Raw genomic sequence first — 19,999 nt, forward strand, 5'->3', positions numbered from 1 at the left:
GGAATCATTCCGCTGGCGGCTGAATTGGAACTGTCGGAAGCTTCACATCGCGCAAGGTCGCGGCCGGAATGGCGGTGCCTGCCGGAATTTTTGCGCTACGCCCAGTCATGCCAGGGGTCAGGACAATAAGGCCTGCGGCTGCGCCTGCGGTAACAGTGCCCTTTTTGAAAACACTTCCTTGCAGTCTGATCGTTGTTCCGTTCAGTTGGATATAGAGCGGTTCGATCTTTAACTTACCGGATTGGCCAAACGCGCCTGTATCCTGTGCAAAAGCGATCCGGCCTACGGCCAACGTGCCTTTTCGGATAACGACAGCGCCATCGGCCATCACATCTTCAGTTACCACCAGAGCAACTTGATCGCCCTTATGTGCTTTTTTGCTGGTCAGGTCTTGAACTGTACTCAGCGCAATTTCCGTGTTTGCAGGCAATGTAGCCGCTGTGGACGTTTCGGCAGCGAAACCAATGGCCGATGCCGATAATGCTGCAGCGACCACAATTGAACGTTTCGCAAAGCTGGAGATCCGGGAGATCACGGAAGCACCAAAGTCGTATCTTGTGCGACAAAGGCGTTGATGATTTCGCCAGCCTTGATTTTTGCGTTGTTACCTCTGTGGAACAATCCTGCGACGCCTGCAAAAATCACCGCAGCTCCGGCTGATCCTGCGCCGGTGCCTTTGGTGCTGATTTCACCTTCGAGAGGTATCTTGTTCGAACCATATTCAAGATAGAGCAGTCGCGCGGACATTTTTCCGGATTTTCCAAGGCCGCCAGAATCTGTCGCTGAAACAACTTCCCCATGCGCCCATGTTCCAACCGGGATGGTCAAACCTTCGGCGATAATCACAGGCTTGTTAAGGCGCAGTTTGAAACGCGTCCCAGCGGTAACATCTGCCGTACTGACTTCTTTGGTTGCCATCAATTCGACTGGTGTATCGATACGGATAACAGCGGGTGCAACAACTACAGTCTCTGATGGAGCTGCTACTGCTGGCGCAGTCTCCCCTATGTCCTGAACCAACATTGCAAGTATGACTAGCATCCTGGAACTCCCCCTATCCCAGCCTCGCCACTTCGGACGATTCGAATTATTACCTGCCGTTACTCTAAGCGATTGACTCGAAGTTGAAAACAATCATGGATTGAGCGAGTATCAATACAGGGAGGCAAAAATGAAAGCAGTAAAATACGCCATAGTAGGCGCGCTTATCGTGACTGCGGGTGCACAGGCGGGACTCGCAAAGAAAAAGGAAGAAAAGACGTTCGTTGTTGTCAACGAAGATGTTGGCCTTCCGGTTTTTGCTTATGATATCACTGATCGCCCCTATGAAGTCGTAGGTGAGGTTCAGGCTGGTGTCCGCAAAGCGACGGTGTTCAGCAAGGAAGCCAGTCAGGAAAAAATCTACAAGGAATTGTGGGAACGGGCAGAGAAGCTGGGTGCCGATGCTGTAATCAACGCCAAATATGGTGACAGCCATGTTTCGGCATTCAGCTGGGGCAAAACCAATGCCACGGGAACTGCAATAAAGTTCAAGCCGATTCCTACAGTTGATGCAGCGGCACCGGCGGCGGACGCGGCTGCTGCCCCAACACAGCCCTAAATTTTCCCGTAAAGTTCAAGATGGTGGCCAGCAGGCATATCCCATGCCTGCTGGCCGTTTCACTTTAGTCCCCCGGCGACGCCGCGCTTCCAGCGAGTAATCCGCCATCTAAGTGCAATTCGCTGCCGGTCATATAGGTCGCATCATCGGATGCCAGCAGCAGGGCCAGCGCAGCGACTTCTTCAACCGTGCCAAAGCGCTTCATAGGTGTATCTGCCACCATCGCGGCCATCCGCGCCTCGCGATCGGGGCCGTCACCTATCAAAGCTTCCCACATCGGGGTCAGGATGGCCGCCGGGTGGATCGAGTTGCAGCGGATGTTGAGGCCCTGCTGCGCGCAGTAGAGCGCAACCGATTTGCTATGGTTGCGGATAGCTGCCTTCGATGAAGCATAAGCCGCAGCCGCCGGTATTCCGACGAGGCCGGAACGCGATGAAATGTTGATGATCGCGCCAGCGCCTTTTGCGCGCATTGCTCCGATCGCATAGCGGCAGCCAAGAAACGTCCCGTCCAGATTGACCGCATGCACGCGGTGCCAATCGGCTAGGCTGGAATGCTCGGGGTCGTGCGGGCCGGGTGAATCCTCGAATCCGGTAATGCCGGCATTGTTGACGACAATGTCTATCTGGGGATGGGAGGCGGCCAAGCGGTTCCATCCACTCTCGTCGGCGACGTCGAGTTCGAAATAGGTGCCGCCAATTTCGTCAGCGACGCGCCGACCATTTTCGCTATCGATATCGGCGATGACCACGCTCGCGCCTTCGCGGGCGAAGCAACGGGTAATCGCTTCGCCGATACCGCGGGCACCCCCGGTCACGAGGGCGGATTTATTCTGTAATTTCGGCATGGGTAGTCCTTGCAATTCGAATTGAGTAATTGGGATGTTACTCGTCATCCCTGCGGAGGCAGGGCCAACTCCTGTTATTGCAAATTGAGCAGTAGGAGACTGGATTCCCGGCTTCGCGGGAATGACGAAAAAATGGGATTACTCTTGAATCACCGGACTTACTCCACCAATGCTGAAAGCGTAGATAGCCCGATTGTCTGGAGAGAGCAAGTGAGCGAGCATCAGGATTGGTTCCCCGTCCCCGAAAGTGCGACCAAAGACACGCATTGCAGCGCAGCAGATTATAACCGCCTATATACCGCGAGCATATCCGATCCTGACAGCTTTTGGGCCGAACAGGCCAAGCGCATCGACTGGTTCACCGCGCCGACGAAAGTGGGCAACTGGTCCTACGATCCGGTCTCGATCAAATGGTATGAAGATGGCGTCCTGAACCTCTGCCACAACGCCGTCGATCGCCATGTGGCCGCAGGCAAGGGCGATGCGATCGCTTTCATCTTCGAACCCGATGAGCCATCAAAGCCCTCGCGCAAGGTCAGCTATGCCGCGTTGCAGGCCGAGGTAATCCGCATGGCGAACACGCTGAAGAAAATGGGCGTGGCCAAGGGTGACAGGGTTACCATTTACATGCCGATGGTGGTCGAGGGTGCGGTGGCGATGCTCGCTTGCGCACGCATCGGGGCGATCCATTCGGTGGTGTTCGGCGGCTTCTCACCTGAGGCCTTGGCGGGCCGTATTGAGGATTGCGCCAGCCGCTTCGTGATCTGCGCCGATAGCGGCCTGCGCGGCGGAAAGCATGTACCCCTCAAGGCCAACGTCGATGCGGCGCTGGAGCGTGTGTCGGGTGTCGAAGGCGTGCTGGTGATCGAACATACCGGCGATCCCTGCAACATGACGCCGCATCGCGATCATTGGTATCACGAATATGGCGCGGATGTGCCCAGCGAATGCCCGTGTGAGCCGATGAATGCGGAGGATCCGCTGTTCATACTCTACACCTCGGGCAGTACTGGAAAGCCCAAGGGCGTTTTGCACACAATCGGTGGCTATTCGGTCTGGACCGCGACCACCTTCCATTATGTGTTCGATTACAAACCGGGAGAAGTCTTCTTCTGCTCTGCCGATATCGGCTGGGTCACTGGCCACTCTTATGTCGTCTATGGTCCGCTGCAAAATGGCGCGACCAGCCTGATTTTCGAGGGTATCCCCAGCTACCCCGACAATGGCCGATTCTGGGACATTGTCGACCGGCATCAGGTCAACATTTTCTACACCGCGCCAACTGCACTGCGCGCGCTGATGCGTGATGGCGATGCGCCGGTGAAGGCGCGCAGCCGCAAATCGCTGCGCTTGCTTGGTACAGTGGGAGAGCCGATCAACCCCGAGGCCTGGCGCTGGTACCATGCGACAGTGGGAGAGGGGAAACTACCCATCGTCGATACATGGTGGCAGACCGAAACCGGCGGGACGATGATCACCACGCTGCCCGGTGCGCACGGGATGAAACCGGGTAGCGCAGGACGCCCCTTCTTCGGCATCCGCCCGCAGCTTGTCGATGCCGAGGGGCAGGTGATTGCAGATGAAGGCGATACGCGCGGCGATGTCTCGGGCAATTTGTGCATCACGCACAGCTGGCCGGGGCAGGCACGCACCGTCTATGGCGATCATGAGCGTTTCGAGCAGACCTATTTCTCGACCTATAAGGGCAAATATTTCACCGGCGATGGATGTCGCCGCGATGGTGATGGCTATTGGTGGATAACCGGCCGGGTCGACGATGTGATCAACGTATCGGGCCACCGCATGGGCACCGCCGAGGTCGAAAGCGCGCTTGTGTTGCACGACAAGGTGGCCGAGGCCGCAGTCGTCGGCTTTCCTCATGAGATCAAGGGGCAGGGCATCTATTGCTATGTCACGCTCAACGCTGGCGAGGAGCCGGGCGCTGAGTTGGAGAGCGAGCTGCGGATGCAGGTGCGTCAGGAAATCGGCCCGATTGCATCACCCGACCATATCCATTTCACCCCCGCTCTGCCCAAGACCCGCAGCGGCAAGATCATGCGCCGCATCCTTCGCAAGATTGCCGAAAACGACTTCGGCGCATTGGGAGATACCTCGACCTTGGCCGACCCCAGCGTGGTCGATAGCCTGATTGAGGGGCGCAAAAACCGCTAACCCGAACTGGCGGCTTGTCGATAGCCTTAGGAGCGGTTATGGCCGTTTAATCGCACGATTAAACGGAGAGAGAGCATGTCCACTCGCAAAGGGCCACTGAACGGCGTCAAGGTTATTGAACTCGCAGGGATCGGCCCCGGCCCCTATACTGGCCAGCTGCTGGCAGACATGGGCGCGGATGTGATCGTTGTTGATCGTCCCGGCCCGGCTTTGCCAAAGGCCGTGGACGGTCGCGGCAAACGCTCGATCATGCTCGATCTCAAAAAGCCTGAGGCAGTCGAGGCGCTCCTCAAGATGGTTGCCAGCGCCGATGTGCTGATCGAAGGTCTGCGTCCAGGCGTTACCGAGCGGATGGGTGTAGGCCCTGAAGCCTGCCACGCCGTCAATCCAAAGCTGATCTATGGTCGCATGACCGGATGGGGCCAGACCGGCCCATGGAGCCAGATGGCAGGCCATGACATCAACTATATCAGCATGACTGGCGTTTTGAACGCAATCGGCAAGGCAGGACAGCCACCGGTGCCGCCGCTCAACATGGTCGGTGATTTCGGCGGGGGCACGATGTTCCTCGTCACTGGCATTCTCGCAGCCGTTGTCGAGCGCGCGACCACGGGTAAGGGCAATATCGTCGATGCCGCGATCATCGACGGCACGCACAGCTTGATGAGCTTTGTCCACGGTATGGCGGGGCTCGGTCAATGGCGCACCGATCGCGAGGCAAACCTTCTGGACGGAGCTGCACCCTTCTATCGTTGCTATGGAACCAGCGACGGTAAGTTCGTCGCTGTCGGTTGCATCGAACCGCAATTTTTTGCCGCGATGATGGAGCGCCTCCCTATCGACAAGGAAGCCTATGGCGGCCAGCATGACCAGTCCAAATGGGCGCAACAGCATAAGATGTTGGAAGAGGTGTTTGCTTCGAAGACCCGCGATGAGTGGGAGGCGATTTTTGCGCTGACCGACGCCTGCGTTACGCCAGTGCTCGATTATGTCGAAGCTGCGTCGCACCCGGCCAATGCAGAGCGCAAGGCGGTGGTGAAGGACGGCAAATGGCTGCACCCGCAAATCGCGCCGCGTCTGTCGAGCCAGACACAGGCCGACAGCTTCACTATCGCGTCACGTGGTGGCGACTATGCCGCTGTGCTGGGCGAAGCCGGGCTTGCTGCTTCGGACATCGAAACGCTGGTTTCGGGTGGCTCTGTCGTGACCGGCTAAGATCACTGTCCAAGGCAAAGAAAAGGGCCGGCCTCCATATGGAGACCGGCCCTTTCTGTTATGTGTTGTCTATCAGAACTTGGCGCGCACGGTCAGGCCGTACATGCGGGGTTCTTCGACGAAACCAATGCGTGAGCGCGTGCCAGCACCGCCACGGAGCGGGGTGTTGGCGGTGATGCCGCGGGTGATTTCGTTCGACAGGTTGGTGCCCCAAAGTTCGAAGGTGAAGCGCTCATCGGGCGTCGTCAGGCCGATACGCGCATTCATCTTGAAATAGGCATTCTGGTAATCGAACGGCACTGGCAGTCCGTTGGTGTCCAGCGGAATGGTGCTGGTGCGACGCTTGCTCGAATAGTTGATGTTGCCGTTGACCAGCAGGCCCCAACCCGAGCTATCAAGCGGACCGTCATAGGTCAGCCCCATGACACCCGAGAATTTGGGTGCGTTAGTCAGGCTGCCACCACAGAGACGGGCAACCGCTGCTGCAGCAGCAGGCGCAACGCCTACACCGCAGTTGCTCGGATAACGTGAGTCTGCGTAGGTCATGGCGACGTTACCGGTGATGTAATCGCTCAAGCTGCCAAAGACTTCGAGTTCCGCACCCGTCGAACGTGCCGAGTTTACGTTGAAGGTGAGGAACTGGATGCCGGTAAATTCCAGCACCTGGAAGTCGCTCATCTTCATGTCAAACACGGCAAGGTTAGCCTTGAAGCGACCGAGCGTCGCTTTCACACCAACTTCGATCTGGTCAACCTTTTCAGACTTGAACGAAGGGTCGGCATATTGCGGAGCAACAATAACCGGAGTCGGTTGTGCAAGACCGGCAAGGATCGCCGACGAGTTCAGCAGGTTCGCCGAAGTGGCATCGAGGTTGAAACCGCCCGATTTGAAACCGTGGCTGTAACCGGCATAAAGCAGGACATCGTCCGAAGCTTTGAAGCCGAGCTGGGCCGTATAGGTGATTTCATCATCCTTGAACGTCTGCGCCCATTCGCGCGGCAGCGGCAACAGGCGGCTGGCAAGACCACCACCCAGTGCTGCCGGAGCGGTCAGGTTGACCGGAGCGACAAACGGGAAGCAGTTGAGGCCGACCAGGCCCGGTGCCAATGCGCCAGGAACCAATCCATTGAGGACGCCCGTGACGCTTGCCTGGCAAGCCGCGTTCGACGCTGACAACTGGTCAAAGCTTGCGACCTTCTTCTCGTCGACATAACGCGCGCCGAGCGTCAGGCTCAACCGGTCGGTGAAGTTGATCACATTGTGGGTGAACACCTAGAATGTGGTCGCTTCCTGATCAAACAGGTTGACCGCATTGGCACCGTTAGAGTTGACCGGAATGCCGCCATTGCCAAGCGCTGTCAGCGCGAACAACGGGTTTACTCCGGCAGCAGGACCGAAGTTGAAGGCGCTGTTGGCACGCTGGAAATCCGCACCGAGTGTCATCACGCCCTGCGCTTCAATCTTTTCCTTGCCGTAAAAGCCGCCGATTAGCCAGTCGAGCTTGTCGTTGAATGCAGTGCCCTGCAAACGCAGTTCCTGTGTAAAGGCCTTGATGTTGTCGCCATTGGGCGGCGTGCCGGGAGCGGCAGTTACACCCTTGGTACCAACCGAGTAAATCTGCAGACCAACAAAATCGTCCTGGCTCGATTGCGACTGGAAGTCACGATAAGCGGTGATCGAGGTCAGTTTGGCACCGCCAAAGTCCCACTTCAACTCACCCGAGACACCCCATTGTTTGGAACTGTTCAGATATTGCTGCCCATTGGTGGACAGGTTCTGCAGCGCAGGGCGGCCGACTTGGTCGATACCGTCGCTTGTCAGGCCGTGGAATGCAAAGAATGGCTGCAGTTCTGTTTCCCGCATGACAACGGCATCGCAGCATTTTTCGTCGACCTTCGAATAATCGGCGAGGATGCGGATGCTCACGTCTGAGTTGGGCTCAACATAGAGCTGGCCACGCAGCATGTAACGATCACGATCGTTGCTGGTTGCGCCGGTTGCGCTTTTCAGGAAGCCATCGCGCTTGCGCCATGTGCCCGATACACGGACAGCGGCTACATCCTGTGCAATCGGAACGCTGACACCCGCCTGCACATTCATGAAGTCGTAATTGCCGTAAGAGGCGTTGGCAAAGCCTTCGAACTCGCTCAGGCTCGGGCGACGCGTTGTGATGTTCAACGCACCTGCCGAGGTGTTACGACCGAACAGCGTGCCTTGCGGGCCACGCAGAATTTCCAGACGCTCAAGATCAACAAGATCGCCGAGGGCCACGCCGGGGCGCGACTGGTAGACGCCGTCAATAAAAACGCCGACAGAGCTTTCGAGCCCGGTATTGTTACCAGTGGTGCCTACTCCGCGGATCTTGATCGAGGTACCTTGCGTTTCAGTTTGCGAAGACTGGATATTAAAGCTCGGCGAAATCGAAGCCAGATTCTTGATGTCGGCAACGCCCTGACGCTCAAGCGTTTCGGGGGCGACAGCGGTCACCGCGATTGGAATGTCCTGCACATCCATCGCACGCAGGGTTGCGGTAACGATGATGGGTTCATTTTCGTAGGATTCTTCCTCGGCCTGCGCGTCCTGCGCATAAGCTGGCGCGAAACCGAATGTCGCGAGCATGGTTGAACTGAGTGCAATTGCACTGAGTCGATTCAATCGACGCATGTACCTCTCCTTAGTTTACGTAAACTGTGCCTGCCGTATGCCGGTCTGGGCGTTTGAATTTGCTTCCTTGACGGATTCTCCCGGGGATAATTGGAAACAGTGTACTTACTAAGCAGCGGATTTTCCATGCCCACAGCTTTAATCGTTCGATTAAACTTTGTTTTTTGCTGTGGCATTTATGCAGCATCTGGCTAAACCCTCGGCGCATGTTTGACCGACCAACGATTATCGATGAAGGCTTTGCCAAACGTGTTTTGGCTGGTGATTTACCGACCGCCCGCAGCAACCACTATCTGCCCGTTCCACCGGCGCACCAACTGGTCGATCTGTTCGATAGCCAGATCATGTCGCGCCATCTCGACCTTTGGGCAAGGCGTTCAAAAGGAAAGACATTTTATTCGATTGGCAGTTCGGGGCATGAAGGCACGGCGGCGATGGCTGCGACCACGCGCCAAACCGATATGGCATTCCTGCACTATCGCGACGCGGCCTTCCTGATCCAGCGCAAAAAGCAGGCTGGCGGGCTGACCCCGCTTTACGACATGGCGCTGAGCTTTGCGGCCTCGGCTGAAGACCCGATTTCGGGCGGGCGGCACAAGGTGCTGGGCTGTGCGCAGACCTTTGTTCCCCCGCAGACCAGCACCATTGCCTCGCATTTGCCAAAGGCCGTTGGCGCGGCACACAGCATCGGTATGGCGCAGCGGCTGAAACTCGACGATGCCGCGCTGCCCCACGACGCCGTTATCCTCTGCTCGTTCGGCGATGCTTCGGCGAACCATTCGACTTCGCAAGGGGCAATCAACTCGGCTTGCTGGGCCGCTTACCAGCACTTGCCCATGCCGCTGATATTCCTCTGCGAGGATAATGGCATCGGCATTTCCGTGCGTACGCCCGGCGGTTGGGTAGAGGCCAATTTCGCAAACCGCCCCGCGCTGCATTACATCCAATGTGACGGCGTCGACATGCTTGATGCGATGCGCGGATGCGAAGAGGCCGTTACTTATGCGCGCAGCCGTCGCAAGCCGGTTTTCCTGCACATGCGTACTGTACGTTTGATGGGGCATGCAGGAGCGGATGTCGAGGCAAGCTATTCGGCGCTAGAAGCCATTGAAGCCAATGAGGCACAGGATCCTCTACTCCACAGCGCCCGCATTTTGCTGCAGCATGGCGGGCTGAGCCGCGAAGAAATTGTGGGGCGCTATGAAGAAATGCGTCAGCGGGTCGAGCGGGTTGCCGCCGAAGCGCTGACCAAGCCGCGCCTGTCGACGAAAGAAGAGATCATGACGCCGATTGCACCCAAGGTGGGCGGCAAGGCTTCTCCCGAATTTCCCGATACTGCGTCACGCGACACGCTGTTCGTCAAGGATGCACGCAATCTGGCCAAGCCGGTAACGCTGGCGAAATCGATCAACTTCGCGTTGGCTGATCTGATGCAACGCTATCCCAATGTCTCGCTTTTTGGCGAGGACGTGGCGCGCAAGGGCGGCGTCTATGGCGTGACCCAGGGATTGCAGGACAAATTCGGACCAGCACGGGTGTTCGACACACTGCTCGACGAACAAACTATTCTCGGTCTTGCAATCGGCATGGGGCATAACGGTTTTGTCCCGATCCCCGAAATCCAGTTCCTCGCCTATCTGCACAATGCCGAGGACCAGATCCGTGGCGAGGCAGCCACGCTCAGCTTCTTTTCAAACCAGCAATATCGCAATCCGATGGTCGTCCGCATTGCCGGGCTTCCCTATCAAAAGGGCTTTGGCGGGCATTTCCACAACGACAACAGCCTGGCGGTTTTGACAGACATTCCGGGCATCATCGTCGCTGTGCCAAGCTGCGCCGCTGATGCGCCTGCCATGCTGCGTGAATGTGTGCGGCTGGCCCATGAAGATGGCCGCGTTATAGTCTTCGTCGAACCGATTGCGCTCTATCACACCACCGATCTGGCCGAGGCGGGCGATGGCGGCTGGGCGGCCAGCTATACCGCGCCCTCAGACTCCAAGCCGATCACGCTCGGCGAACTGGGCGTGCATGGCAAGGGCAAGGACCTTGCCATCGTCACCTACGGCAACGGCTATTACCTCTCGCGGCAGGCCGAAGCCGAACTGCGCGCCAAGGGTGTCGATCTGCGCATCATCGATCTGCGCTGGCTCCACCCGCTCAACGAAGCGGGGATTGTCGGGGCGGTGGCGTCGGCGAAGAAAATCCTCGTGGTCGATGAATGCCGCCGCGCGGGTAGCCCGTCGGAAAAGCTGATGACCATTCTCGCGGAAGCGGGGCGTGGGAATGACAGCAGCCGTTTGACTGCGGATGATTGTTTCATCGCATTGGGCCCGGCGGCGGAACTGACCTTGCCCAGCAAGGCGACGATTATTGAGGCGGCGCTGAAGGCGGTGGGCAAATGACGACCAAAACCGTAGTGCTGAGCCTGTCGAAGCACGCCTCTCCGACAAGCGCCCTTCGACAAGCTCAGGGCTACGGTTTGGGGTTAAACGTATGAAAGAGAAGCTTCTGGTAGTCTGCCCTGGACGCGGAACCTATAATGCGACCGAACTCGGCTATCTGAAACGTCATCATGATGGTGGGGGCGCGCAAGTTGCGCAGCTCGATGCGTACCGCGCAAGGCTCGGTCAGCCGACGATTTCGGCGCTCGACGGCGCAGAGAAATATAGCCCGTCAATACACATGCCCGGCGATAATGCTTCGCTTCTGATCTACGCCTGCGCGCTCGCCGACTTTGCGGCGATTGATCGTGACCGGTTTGAGGTCGTTGCGGTCACCGGTAACTCGATGGGCTGGTATCTGGCGCTTAGTTGCGCCGGCGTGGTGGATTTCGATGCAGGCGCTCGGTTGGTCAACACCATGGGTGGCTTGATGCATGAAAAGGGACAGGGCGGTCAGGTCGTCTGGTCGCTGGCCGACGCCGACTGGCGTATCGACCCTGCCAAGGCTGCTGAGGCTGATGCGGTACTCGCCGAAGCCACACAAGATGGTCGCGCGGTGCATGTTTCGATCCGGCTGGGCGCAATGATCGTTTTTGCTGCCGACGAAGCGGGCATGAAATGGCTGATGGAGCGGTTGCCCAAGGATGACCGCTTTCCGATGAAGCTCAATTATCACGCCGCATTCCACTCGCCTTTGCTCGACCATATTGTGCCTTTGGCGCATGATGCGAACCCGGTTGCGGATTTTGGCGAGGGTGCGATTCCGGCCATCGACGGTACCGGCAAAATCTGGTCGCCCAAGGCGTTCGATGCGGAGGCGATCTACGATTACACGCTGGGTGCACAGATTAATCGCGCCTATGATTTCACCCGCGCAGTGCAGGTTGCTGCGCGCGAATTTTGCCCTGATCGTATCGCCGTGCTCGGCCCCGGCACCACATTGGGTGCCCCGGTTGCGCAGGCGCTGATTGCCTGCGGCTGGCGCGGACTGAAGGGCAAGGCTGATTTCCAGCAACGGCAGGCAGCGGATCCGGTGCTGGTTTCGATGGGCATGGCCGAGCAGCGCGGCGTGGTTACCGCTTAGGGGCATCGCGTTACATACGAATAAACGCTTTCCGGCACTCCTAGCCATTTGACATCGCTGCTATATGGTTGTCGAAGGCGCGCGACCATGCGGCTGGGAGAAGGACTGAAATGAGCCAGCATAGCGAGACCCTTTTGCTGTTCGGCGCGACCGGCGATCTGTCGCGGCGGATGCTGCTGCCTTCGCTTTATGCGCTGCATTCGGACGAATTGATTGCACCCAATTTGCGTATATTCGGTACTGCCCGCAGCGAACATGGTGACGAAAGTTTCCGCAGCTTTGCCAAGGAGGCCTTGTGCGAATTCCTGCCAGACGACCGCAAGGATGAAGGCAAGATCGACGCCTTTCTGATGCGGCTGCACTATCAGGCACTTGATGCGTCAAAGCCCGAAGGCTTTGCTGCACTCGCCGAAAAGATTGGCGACATTTCCGGCGGGCTTTCGATCTTCCTGTCGACTGCGCCCTTCCTTTTTGAGCCAACGATCAAAGGCCTGCATGCAGCGGGTCTTGCCGGGGACAATGTCCGCATCGGCCTCGAAAAGCCGCTGGGTAACGATCTGGCCTCCAGCCGCTCAATCAACGACGCCGTCAACGCGGTTTTCCCCGAAAGCCGCACCTTCCGCATCGACCATTATCTGGGCAAGGAAACCGTCCAGAACCTGATGGCACTGCGTTTCGGCAATATGTTGTTCGAACCGCTGTGGAACGCCAATGCGATCGAGCATGTGCAGATAACGGTTAGTGAAACGGTGGGCCTAGAAGGTCGCGCAGGTTTCTACGACGATACCGGTGCGCTGCGCGATATGGTGCAGAATCATATGTTGCAACTGGTGGCGCTGACCGCGATGGAGCCGCCTGCCAATCTTGATTCCACCGCCATACGCGACGAAAAAGTCAAGGTTCTCCGCGCCTTGCGCGCGGTTCAGGAGGGCGATGTCGTCACCGGCCAATATAGCGAGGGTGCGGTTAAGGGCGCGCCGGTTGCAAGCTATGACAGCGATCTGGGCAAATCTTCGGACACCGAAACCTTTGTCGCGATCAAAGCCTTTGTCGATAATTGGCGCTGGCAGGGCGTGCCGTTCTATTTGCGCACGGGCAAGCGCCTGGCCGAACGGCGCAGCGAGATTGTGATCCAGTTCAAGCCTGTACCGCACAACATCTTCAAAGATCGTGGTGGACGGTTGGAGGCGAACGCGCTGATCATCCGCTTGCAGCCCGAAGAATATGTCCGCCTGCTTGTGATGGCGAAAGAGCCGGGGCTTGATCGCGGCGGCGTAACCCTTCGCGAAGTGCCGCTGGACCTGTCGCTGACCACGGCCTTTGCAGGCTCGCGCCGCCGCATCGCTTATGAGCGCTTGCTGCTCGACCTTATCGAAGGCGACCAAACATTGTTCGTCCGCCGCGATGAAGTGGAGGCGCAATGGACTTGGGTCGATGCCATCCGCCAATTGTGGGCTGACACCGGCTTGAAACCCAAAAATTACGGTGCTGGCGGATGGGGCCCCAATGCAGCAATTGCACTGGTCGAGCGCGATGGAGTGAGCTGGCATGAATAAGCTTCATCCGGTCGTCGAGGCGGTTACCAACCGCATCATTGAACGCTCTAAACCGGGCCGCACCGCCTATCTTGATTTGATTGCCCGCGCCCGAGATGCCGGGGTCAATCGTGATGTGCTGTCTTGCGGAAATCTGGCGCATGGTTTCGCGGCTAGCGGTGATGACAAAGCCGCGATCCGTGGCGGCAAGGCGATGAATATCGGCATCATCACCGCCTATAATGACATGTTGTCGGCGCATCAGCCCTATGGCCGCTATCCCGAGCAGATCAAATTATGGGCGCGCGAGAAAGGCGCAACCGCGCAGGTCGCAGGCGGCGTTCCGGCGATGTGCGACGGGGTGACTCAAGGCCAACTGTCGATGGAATTGTCGCTGTTCAGTCGAGACAATATCGCAATGGGCGCAGCCATCGGCCTCAGCCATGGCATGTTCGAAGGCGCATTGCTCTTGGGTCTATGCGACAAGATTGTTCCCGGCCTGCTGATCGGTGCGCTGCGTTTCGGCCATCTGCCGATGATCCTGATACCGGCCGGGCCGATGCCGTCGGGCCTAGCCAATAAGGAAAAGCAGCGGGTCCGCCAGTTGTTCGCCGAGGGCAAGGTCGGCCGTGAAGAACTGCTCGAAGCCGAAGCCGCTTCCTATCATGGCGCGGGCACCTGCACCTTTTATGGAACCGCCAATTCCAACCAGATGATGATGGAGATGATGGGCCTCCATATGCCCGGCTCGAGCTTTTGCAATCCCGGCACCAAGCTGCGGCAGGAACTGACCCGTGCAGCCACGCATCGGATTACCGAGATCGGCTGGGAAGGCCAGGATTACCGCCCATTCGGTCAGTGCGTTGATGAAAAGGCGATTGTGAATGCCATCGTCGGGCTGCTGGCAACCGGTGGATCGACCAACCATGTGCTGCACCTCCCCGCGATAGCACGGGCGGCCGGGATTACCGTCGACTGGCAGGATATGGACGAACTGTCGTCGGTCGTGCCGCTGATCGCACGCGTCTATCCCAACGGCGCTGGCGATGTGAACTATTTCGCGGCGGCGGGCGGGATGCCGTTCGTGATCCGTGAGCTGGTCGAGGCGGGCCTCGCGCATGACGACATCATGACCGTTTACGGTGGCGGACTGTCGGCTGGCGCACAAGAACCGCGGATGGATGGCGAGAAGTTGGTCTGGGATGCCGCGCCAGCGCAGTCCGGTGATGATAGCATCTTGCGGGGTGTGGCCGATCCCTTCCGGGCCGATGGCGGAATGCGTCTGGTGCAAGGCAATCTCGGGCGCGGTACTTTCAAGACCAGCGCAGTTGATGAAGCGCGTTGGACCATCGAGGCCCCGGCTCGTGTCTTCAGCGATCAGAATGAGGTGCTCACAGCGTTTAAGGCGGGCGAACTTGACCGCGACGTGGTCGTCGTCGTTCGCTTTCAGGGGCCAGCGGCCAATGGTATGCCCGAATTGCACAAGCTGACCCCGCCATTGGGCGTGCTGCAGGACAAGGGTTTCAAGGTCGCGTTGGTCACCGATGGCCGCATGTCAGGCGCTTCGGGCAAGGTTCCGGCCGCCATCCATATCAGCCCCGAAGCCGTCAAAGGCGGACCGTTGGGCAAATTGCGCGACGGCGATATCGTCCGGCTCTGCGCCAACAAAGGCAGCCTTGAAGCGCTGGTTGATGCCGCCGAATGGGATGCGCGCGAGCCTGCCAAACAACCACCTGCCGAACCGGGTGTAGGCCGCGAGCTTTTTGCCATCATGCGCCATTTCGCCGACGAAGCCGAAAAGGGCGGGTCGGCGATGCTGGCGGAGGCCGGGCTGTGACCCGGCTCGTCACCGTCGACATCGGCGGCACCCATGCGCGCTTTGCGCTCGCTGAAGTGGCTGATGGTAAAGTGGTTTTGCTTGGCGAACCCGTCACTATGAAAACCGCCGAACATGCGTCCTTCCAAACTGCATGGGAGGCGTTTGACGAGATGATCGACGAACCCATCCCGCAGGCAGTGGCGATTGCCATCGCCGGGCCGATCAACGCCGAGGTGATCAAGTTCACCAACAATCCGTGGATCATCCGCCCCGCGCTGATCAAGGAAAAGCTGCGGGTCGATGCCTATACGCTGGTCAATGATTTCGAGGCGGTTGGCCATGCCGTGGCGCAGGCCGATGCCGAACATTTCGTCCATCTCTGCGGCCCCGACCAGCCTCTAGCTGCGACCGGCACAATAAGCATCATCGGCCCCGGCACCGGTTTGGGCGTTGCGCATCTGCTGCGCACGGGTGGGCATTATCATGTGCAGGCGACCGAAGGCGGGCATATAGATTTTGCGCCGCTCGACAGCATAGAAGATGCGGTACTGGCCAAGCTGCGTAAACGTTATCGCCGCGTATCGGTCGAGCGCGTTGTATCAGGGCCCGGCCTCGTCGAAATCTATGAAACGCTTGCGAGCATAGAGGGCAGGGCGATCCAGCAACTCGACGACAAGGAATTGTGGGCGCTCGGCACGTCGGGTGAAGACAGTCTTGCGGCTGCTGCCGTCGATCGCTTCTGCCTCTCGCTGGGCAGCGTAGCTGGCGATATCGCGTTAGCCCAGGGCGGTTTTGCCGGGGTGGTAATCGCAGGCGGGCTCGGCCTGCGTATCAAGGATACGCTGCTGCGTTCGGGCTTTGCAGAACGTTTTCGCGCCAAGGGGCGGTTTGAGGGATTGATGGCAGGCCTTCCGGTAAAGCTGATTACCCATCCACAACCGGGGCTGTTTGGTGCGGCGGCTGCCTTTGCCCGCCAGCACGGATAGGAACAAGACATGAAACCAATCGAAAGCATCATGCGCACCGCGCCGGTTATCCCGGTGCTGGTAATCGACGATGTTGCACATGCCAAGCCAATTGCCGAGGCGTTGGTCGCAGGCGGGTTGCGCGTTCTTGAAGTGACCTTGCGCACAGAGGCAGGCCTTGAAGCCATTCGGGAAATGAAAAAGGTTTCGGGCGCGATTGTAGGTGCGGGAACGGTCGTCGACGTCGCCGGTCTGCATGCGGCGATTGCGGCAGGCAGCGAGTTTATCGTTTCGCCGGGCCTGACCGACAAGCTGGGCGCAGCGGCGGTTGAAAGTGGTATTCCCTTCCTGCCCGGCATCGCAAATGCAGGCGATATCATGCGCGGACTCGATCTTGGCCTCACACATTTCAAATTTTTTCCTGCAGAAGCCAATGGTGGCCTGCCAGCGCTGAAATCGCTCATCGGGCCGTTCGGGCAGTGCAAATTCTGCCCGACAGGCGGCATCCGCCAAGATACCGCAGCTGACTGGCTTGCGGTTCCGGAGATTTTATGTGTTGGCGGCAGCTGGCTTGTTGCTAAAGGAGCCCCCGATGTCGCAGCGATAGAGGCTGCGGCGCGCGCAGCCGCTGCGCTGGCGCGCTAAGCCAAAGGAAAAGGTACATGGCCGAAGAAATCGAGTGGTGGGAATTTGATTCGGCAGAAGAGTTTATCGACGGTGTTGTCGGTGACGTAACTTTCATCATCGAAAGCGCGCTCGATGCGCGTGGGCAGGCACTGGTGGCTTTTCCCGGCGGCAATACGCCCAAGCCGATTCTCGAAAAGCTTGCCGAAGCGCCGCTGCGCTGGAAGGGTGTGACGATCATCCCGACCGACGAACGGCTGGTGCCGGTCAGCGATCCGCTGTCGAATGTCGCAATGCTGGCAAAGATTTTTCTGCCCAAGGGCGCGCGCGTATTGCCGCTCAACAGCGAGGCTGCGGATTACAAATTGGCAGGCAATGCTGCAAACGCCCGGCTTTCCGAACTGCACTGGCCGCTCGACTTGGTCTGGCTGGGCATGGGTGCCGACGGCCATACGGCATCAATATTCCCAGGCCCAGATTTTGACGAGGCACTGGCACCGGCCAAGAACGTCCGTGCCATTGGCGTCAAACCCGATCCAATGCCGCCTGAAGCACCAGTCGACCGAGTGACTCTAACCCTTCCGGCTATTGTTGAGGCGCGGACGACGATGTTCGTAATCAACGGGACGGATAAGCAGACAGTTCTGGAAAAAGCGATCGAGGACGGGAAAAAGTCGAATTATCCGGTAGGCCGCGTCTTTGACGCCTTGACGGTACCAGTCGATATTTATTGCCTGACCAGCTGAGCTTTCAAATACGACGGAGCGGCGGCTTTTGCGTTGCCTGCTGGTTCAGTTTGCGCAAATAATGCGGCATGGTTTCGTCAACCTTGCTGGTGCCGACGGCTTGACGCGCCGCTTTGGGGTCGATCGGATAGTCGAACGCGATTCCGATGCGCGACTCTGCAACCCATGCGACCTTGCCGGTTATCCAGCCGATATTTTTCAAGTTGATTTCGGCCACTTCGCCACGGCTCGCACGGAGCGGCGCTTCGGCCATCAAGCCTCCGGAGGATAGGTTGCGGATGCGGACTTCGTTTTCCGTACCCGAAGAAGGAAAGCGCAATACTGCTTTCAGAAGCAAGCTATTGCGATCATTCGACCGGTTCGATTCCGAAGTGTCGTCCATGTCAGTCTGTTCCAGCGGCTTGTTCATGGGATCTCAAAGGTCCACTTTGTGATTGAAGACCTTGAAAATAGGCGCAATTGGTCGCCAATTGGTTAACAGGCCGCACATATTTATAAAGAAAAGGGCGAGAACCAAAAGGTTCCCGCCCCATGTCTTTCGAAGGTACCTGACTGTTGTCAGGTCAACGATTTGGCAGATTACTGCTCAAGACCGTTGTTGACTTCGTTGAAGGTGTTTTCGAGGTTGTTGCCCAGCTGACCCATGGCAACAATAGCAGCAACTGCGATAAGAGCGGCAATCAGGCCATACTCGATTGCGGTTGCGCCTTCTTCATTCTTGAAAAGCTTTTTGATCATTTTCATCTCAGGTCTCCTGTTCAATTTGTTCACCCGGCAGTCTGTAAAAAACCGACTGTCCCTGAACTGATATTACAAATTGTCCTACCAATTCGTTAAACACCGAAATTATTCCGTTGCCGTAACAATCTCGTTCGAAACTCTATTCCACATATTGTTTGTAGAGTTTGCGACATTGCCAATCGCCGCCATAATGGCCACGACTACCAATGATACTATCAGTCCGTACTCAACCGCCGTCGCCCCTGCTTGGGACTTCAAAATGCCCCTCAAAAAATTCAACATGAGCTGTTCCAATTCATGCATGGGTTTCGACGCCCTTGTTTTTTCACATAGGTGTTAACAAAAACTTTCCAGAAGGAAGCGAAGTGCAAAATAATCCGACAATGCTTTACGTTGTGGCCGCCGTTTTGAAGGATGGTGCTGGTCGGATTTTTTTGCAGAAACGCCCGGAAGGCCGCGAAATGGCTGGGCTTTGGGAGTTTCCAGGAGGGAAAATCGATTCAGACGAAACGCCGGAAGCAGCCCTTGTCCGCGAGCTGTCGGAAGAGTTGGGCGTCCAGGTTGATGTCGAAGATTTGACGCCACTTTGCTTCGCAAGTGCCGATCTCGGCAACCGGAATCTGATTCTGCTGCTCTACCATTGCAGTAGATGGATGGGAGAACTGACATCGCTGGAGCAACAGGAAATCGGCTGGTTTACGTTACAGGAGATGTATTCTCTCGAAATGCCACCCGCCGATTTGCCGCTGCTGCCATTGCTGCAGAAGCTCGAATTATAACCCTGTCTTTCCCAATGTTGTGGCGAGCGAAACTTTTCCGCTGCCACGCGCAGCCGGGCGGGGTTGATCGGGCGAGGGTGCCCAGCCGCTCAAGTGGATGAATTCAAATCGTTCGGTGACCTTGGCGTCGTCACCTGCCTGTTGAGCCCAAGCCATATCCAGTTTTTGCGGATAGTCTCGTCCAAGATATCGCCGATGGCCGGCAAGGCAATTGCCCAACCCCGCATCGCGCAAATCAGCCACCGCGGTTTTCCAGGACGAATATCTCACATCATAGCCGATCTTGTCGGCAACGGGCAGTGCAAAGCCTGTCCGCGACAACAAATCTGCGGCCGATCGCAACTCAATTTGGGGGTGAATATGCGCCGTCGTTTTTTCCCCATCGGCTGTGAGCATCGTTTTTTTCAGGCTAGTCAATGTTCCCGCACCAAACATTGCGCCCAGGAATAGCCCGTCCGGTCGCAGTGACCGGCGGATCTGAATCAGCGCACCGGGCAGATCGTTGACGCTATCCAGCGTACCGGCTGCGATAATCAGATCATACTCTTCGGCGCTCAGATCAAGTCGATCCTCATCAGCTATCGTTAAGGTTGCAACCGCTCCGGCTTTGCCAGCTGTCAATTCCTCGGCTCGGCAAGCCAGCGGCCCGATTATCAGGCAGCTTTCGAAATCGCGCGTTGTGCACGCAAGCCGATCCGCGACATCGTCGAACAATATGTCCCACAGGAATTGGCGCCTCTGTGATCGATGCATGGCACGCACTTGCA

General features: G+C 57.7%; 20 protein-coding genes. 11 read left to right on the forward strand and 9 right to left on the reverse strand.

From position 1 onward, the window contains the following. Positions 1 to 4: 4 nt before the first annotated feature. Positions 5 to 496, reverse strand: coding sequence for a hypothetical protein (locus DXH95_RS02065; protein WP_181883536.1), 492 nt, complete (start codon positions 494 to 496; stop codon positions 5 to 7). A gap of 35 nt (positions 497 to 531) precedes the next feature. Further along, complete coding sequence (locus DXH95_RS02070) at positions 532 to 1,041, reverse strand: hypothetical protein (protein WP_147291667.1); 510 nt, start codon at positions 1,039 to 1,041, stop codon at positions 532 to 534. A 130-nt stretch (positions 1,042 to 1,171) separates the two neighbouring features. Here DXH95_RS02070 and DXH95_RS02075 point away from each other — a divergent pair, with 130 nt between their 5' ends. Next, positions 1,172 to 1,600, forward strand: a complete 429-nt coding sequence (locus DXH95_RS02075; RefSeq protein ID WP_115547803.1) for a heavy metal-binding domain-containing protein — start codon at positions 1,172 to 1,174, stop codon at positions 1,598 to 1,600. Between the two features lie 64 nt (positions 1,601 to 1,664). Here the strand turns inward: DXH95_RS02075 and DXH95_RS02080 are convergent, their stop codons facing one another. Continuing rightward, positions 1,665 to 2,447 (reverse strand): SDR family oxidoreductase, encoded by a 783-nt coding sequence (locus DXH95_RS02080; protein ID WP_115547804.1) that lies wholly within the window; start codon positions 2,445 to 2,447, stop codon positions 1,665 to 1,667. Positions 2,448 to 2,579: 132 nt separating this feature from the next. Here DXH95_RS02080 and acs point away from each other — a divergent pair, with 132 nt between their 5' ends. Next, entirely contained in the window at positions 2,580 to 4,619 is a 2,040-nt protein-coding gene (gene acs, locus DXH95_RS02085; RefSeq protein WP_115547805.1) for an acetate--CoA ligase, read from the forward strand. Between the two features lie 75 nt (positions 4,620 to 4,694). Then, positions 4,695 to 5,834 carry a CaiB/BaiF CoA transferase family protein gene (locus DXH95_RS02090; RefSeq protein WP_115547806.1) on the forward strand — a complete coding sequence of 380 codons (1,140 nt, stop codon included), beginning with the start codon at positions 4,695 to 4,697 and terminating at the stop codon, positions 5,832 to 5,834. Positions 5,835 to 5,906: 72 nt separating this feature from the next. Here DXH95_RS02090 and DXH95_RS02095 read toward each other — a convergent pair whose 3' ends face one another. Both DXH95_RS02095 and DXH95_RS02100 read right to left on the reverse strand, forming a co-directional pair. Further along, positions 5,907 to 7,106, reverse strand: coding sequence for a TonB-dependent receptor domain-containing protein (locus DXH95_RS02095; protein ID WP_115547807.1), 1,200 nt, complete (start codon positions 7,104 to 7,106; stop codon positions 5,907 to 5,909). Then, complete coding sequence (locus tag DXH95_RS02100) at positions 7,107 to 8,498, reverse strand: TonB-dependent receptor (RefSeq protein ID WP_115547808.1); 1,392 nt, start codon at positions 8,496 to 8,498, stop codon at positions 7,107 to 7,109. A gap of 206 nt (positions 8,499 to 8,704) precedes the next feature. Here DXH95_RS02100 and DXH95_RS02105 point away from each other — a divergent pair, with 206 nt between their 5' ends. The 7 genes from DXH95_RS02105 to pgl all read left to right on the forward strand — a co-directional run bounded on the left by DXH95_RS02105 (position 8,705) and on the right by pgl (position 17,712). After that, positions 8,705 to 10,900: a thiamine pyrophosphate-dependent enzyme gene (locus DXH95_RS02105; protein ID WP_115547809.1), complete on the forward strand. Its 2,196-nt coding sequence runs from the start codon at positions 8,705 to 8,707 to the stop codon at positions 10,898 to 10,900. A 91-nt stretch (positions 10,901 to 10,991) separates the two neighbouring features. Then, on the forward strand, positions 10,992 to 12,023 hold the full coding sequence (locus DXH95_RS02110) for an ACP S-malonyltransferase (RefSeq protein WP_115547810.1): 1,032 nt from the start codon (positions 10,992 to 10,994) through the stop codon (positions 12,021 to 12,023). Between the two features lie 110 nt (positions 12,024 to 12,133). Beyond that, positions 12,134 to 13,579: a glucose-6-phosphate dehydrogenase gene (gene zwf / locus DXH95_RS02115; protein ID WP_115547811.1), complete on the forward strand. Its 1,446-nt coding sequence runs from the start codon at positions 12,134 to 12,136 to the stop codon at positions 13,577 to 13,579. Continuing rightward, positions 13,572 to 15,395, forward strand: a complete 1,824-nt coding sequence (edd, locus tag DXH95_RS02120) for a phosphogluconate dehydratase (RefSeq protein ID WP_115547812.1) — start codon at positions 13,572 to 13,574, stop codon at positions 15,393 to 15,395. The genes zwf and edd overlap by 8 nt, the downstream gene beginning before the upstream one ends. Then, on the forward strand, positions 15,392 to 16,363 hold the full coding sequence (glk, locus tag DXH95_RS02125; RefSeq protein WP_115547813.1) for a glucokinase: 972 nt from the start codon (positions 15,392 to 15,394) through the stop codon (positions 16,361 to 16,363). The genes edd and glk overlap by 4 nt, the downstream gene beginning before the upstream one ends. Before the next feature lie 9 nt (positions 16,364 to 16,372). Then, a complete protein-coding gene (eda, locus tag DXH95_RS02130) occupies positions 16,373 to 16,987 on the forward strand; it encodes a bifunctional 4-hydroxy-2-oxoglutarate aldolase/2-dehydro-3-deoxy-phosphogluconate aldolase (RefSeq protein ID WP_115547814.1) in 615 nt (204 codons plus the stop codon). Between the two features lie 17 nt (positions 16,988 to 17,004). Beyond that, positions 17,005 to 17,712 (forward strand): 6-phosphogluconolactonase, encoded by a 708-nt coding sequence (gene pgl / locus DXH95_RS02135; RefSeq protein ID WP_115547815.1) that lies wholly within the window; start codon positions 17,005 to 17,007, stop codon positions 17,710 to 17,712. A gap of 4 nt (positions 17,713 to 17,716) precedes the next feature. Here pgl and DXH95_RS02140 read toward each other — a convergent pair whose 3' ends face one another. From DXH95_RS02140 to DXH95_RS02150, 3 genes are all read right to left on the reverse strand, one after another. Then, on the reverse strand, positions 17,717 to 18,121 hold the full coding sequence (locus DXH95_RS02140) for a PilZ domain-containing protein (protein ID WP_115547816.1): 405 nt from the start codon (positions 18,119 to 18,121) through the stop codon (positions 17,717 to 17,719). Between the two features lie 170 nt (positions 18,122 to 18,291). Next, positions 18,292 to 18,456 carry a Flp family type IVb pilin gene (locus tag DXH95_RS02145; protein WP_115547817.1) on the reverse strand — a complete coding sequence of 55 codons (165 nt, stop codon included), beginning with the start codon at positions 18,454 to 18,456 and terminating at the stop codon, positions 18,292 to 18,294. A 102-nt stretch (positions 18,457 to 18,558) separates the two neighbouring features. Next, positions 18,559 to 18,756, reverse strand: a complete 198-nt coding sequence (locus DXH95_RS02150; protein ID WP_338061696.1) for a Flp family type IVb pilin — start codon at positions 18,754 to 18,756, stop codon at positions 18,559 to 18,561. 80 nt (positions 18,757 to 18,836) lie between these two features. Between DXH95_RS02150 and DXH95_RS02155 the strand changes: the two genes are divergently transcribed. Continuing rightward, a complete protein-coding gene (locus DXH95_RS02155; protein ID WP_115547818.1) occupies positions 18,837 to 19,232 on the forward strand; it encodes a (deoxy)nucleoside triphosphate pyrophosphohydrolase in 396 nt (131 codons plus the stop codon). Here the strand turns inward: DXH95_RS02155 and DXH95_RS02160 are convergent. Then, positions 19,227 to 19,985 (reverse strand): methyltransferase domain-containing protein, encoded by a 759-nt coding sequence (locus tag DXH95_RS02160; RefSeq protein ID WP_239016513.1) that lies wholly within the window; start codon positions 19,983 to 19,985, stop codon positions 19,227 to 19,229. The genes DXH95_RS02155 and DXH95_RS02160 overlap by 6 nt on opposite strands. Between the last annotated feature and the right edge of the window lie 14 nt (positions 19,986 to 19,999).

It is taken from the genome of Sphingorhabdus pulchriflava (genome assembly GCF_003367235.1).
Classification (GTDB): Bacteria; Pseudomonadota; Alphaproteobacteria; order Sphingomonadales; family Sphingomonadaceae; genus Sphingorhabdus_B; species Sphingorhabdus_B pulchriflava.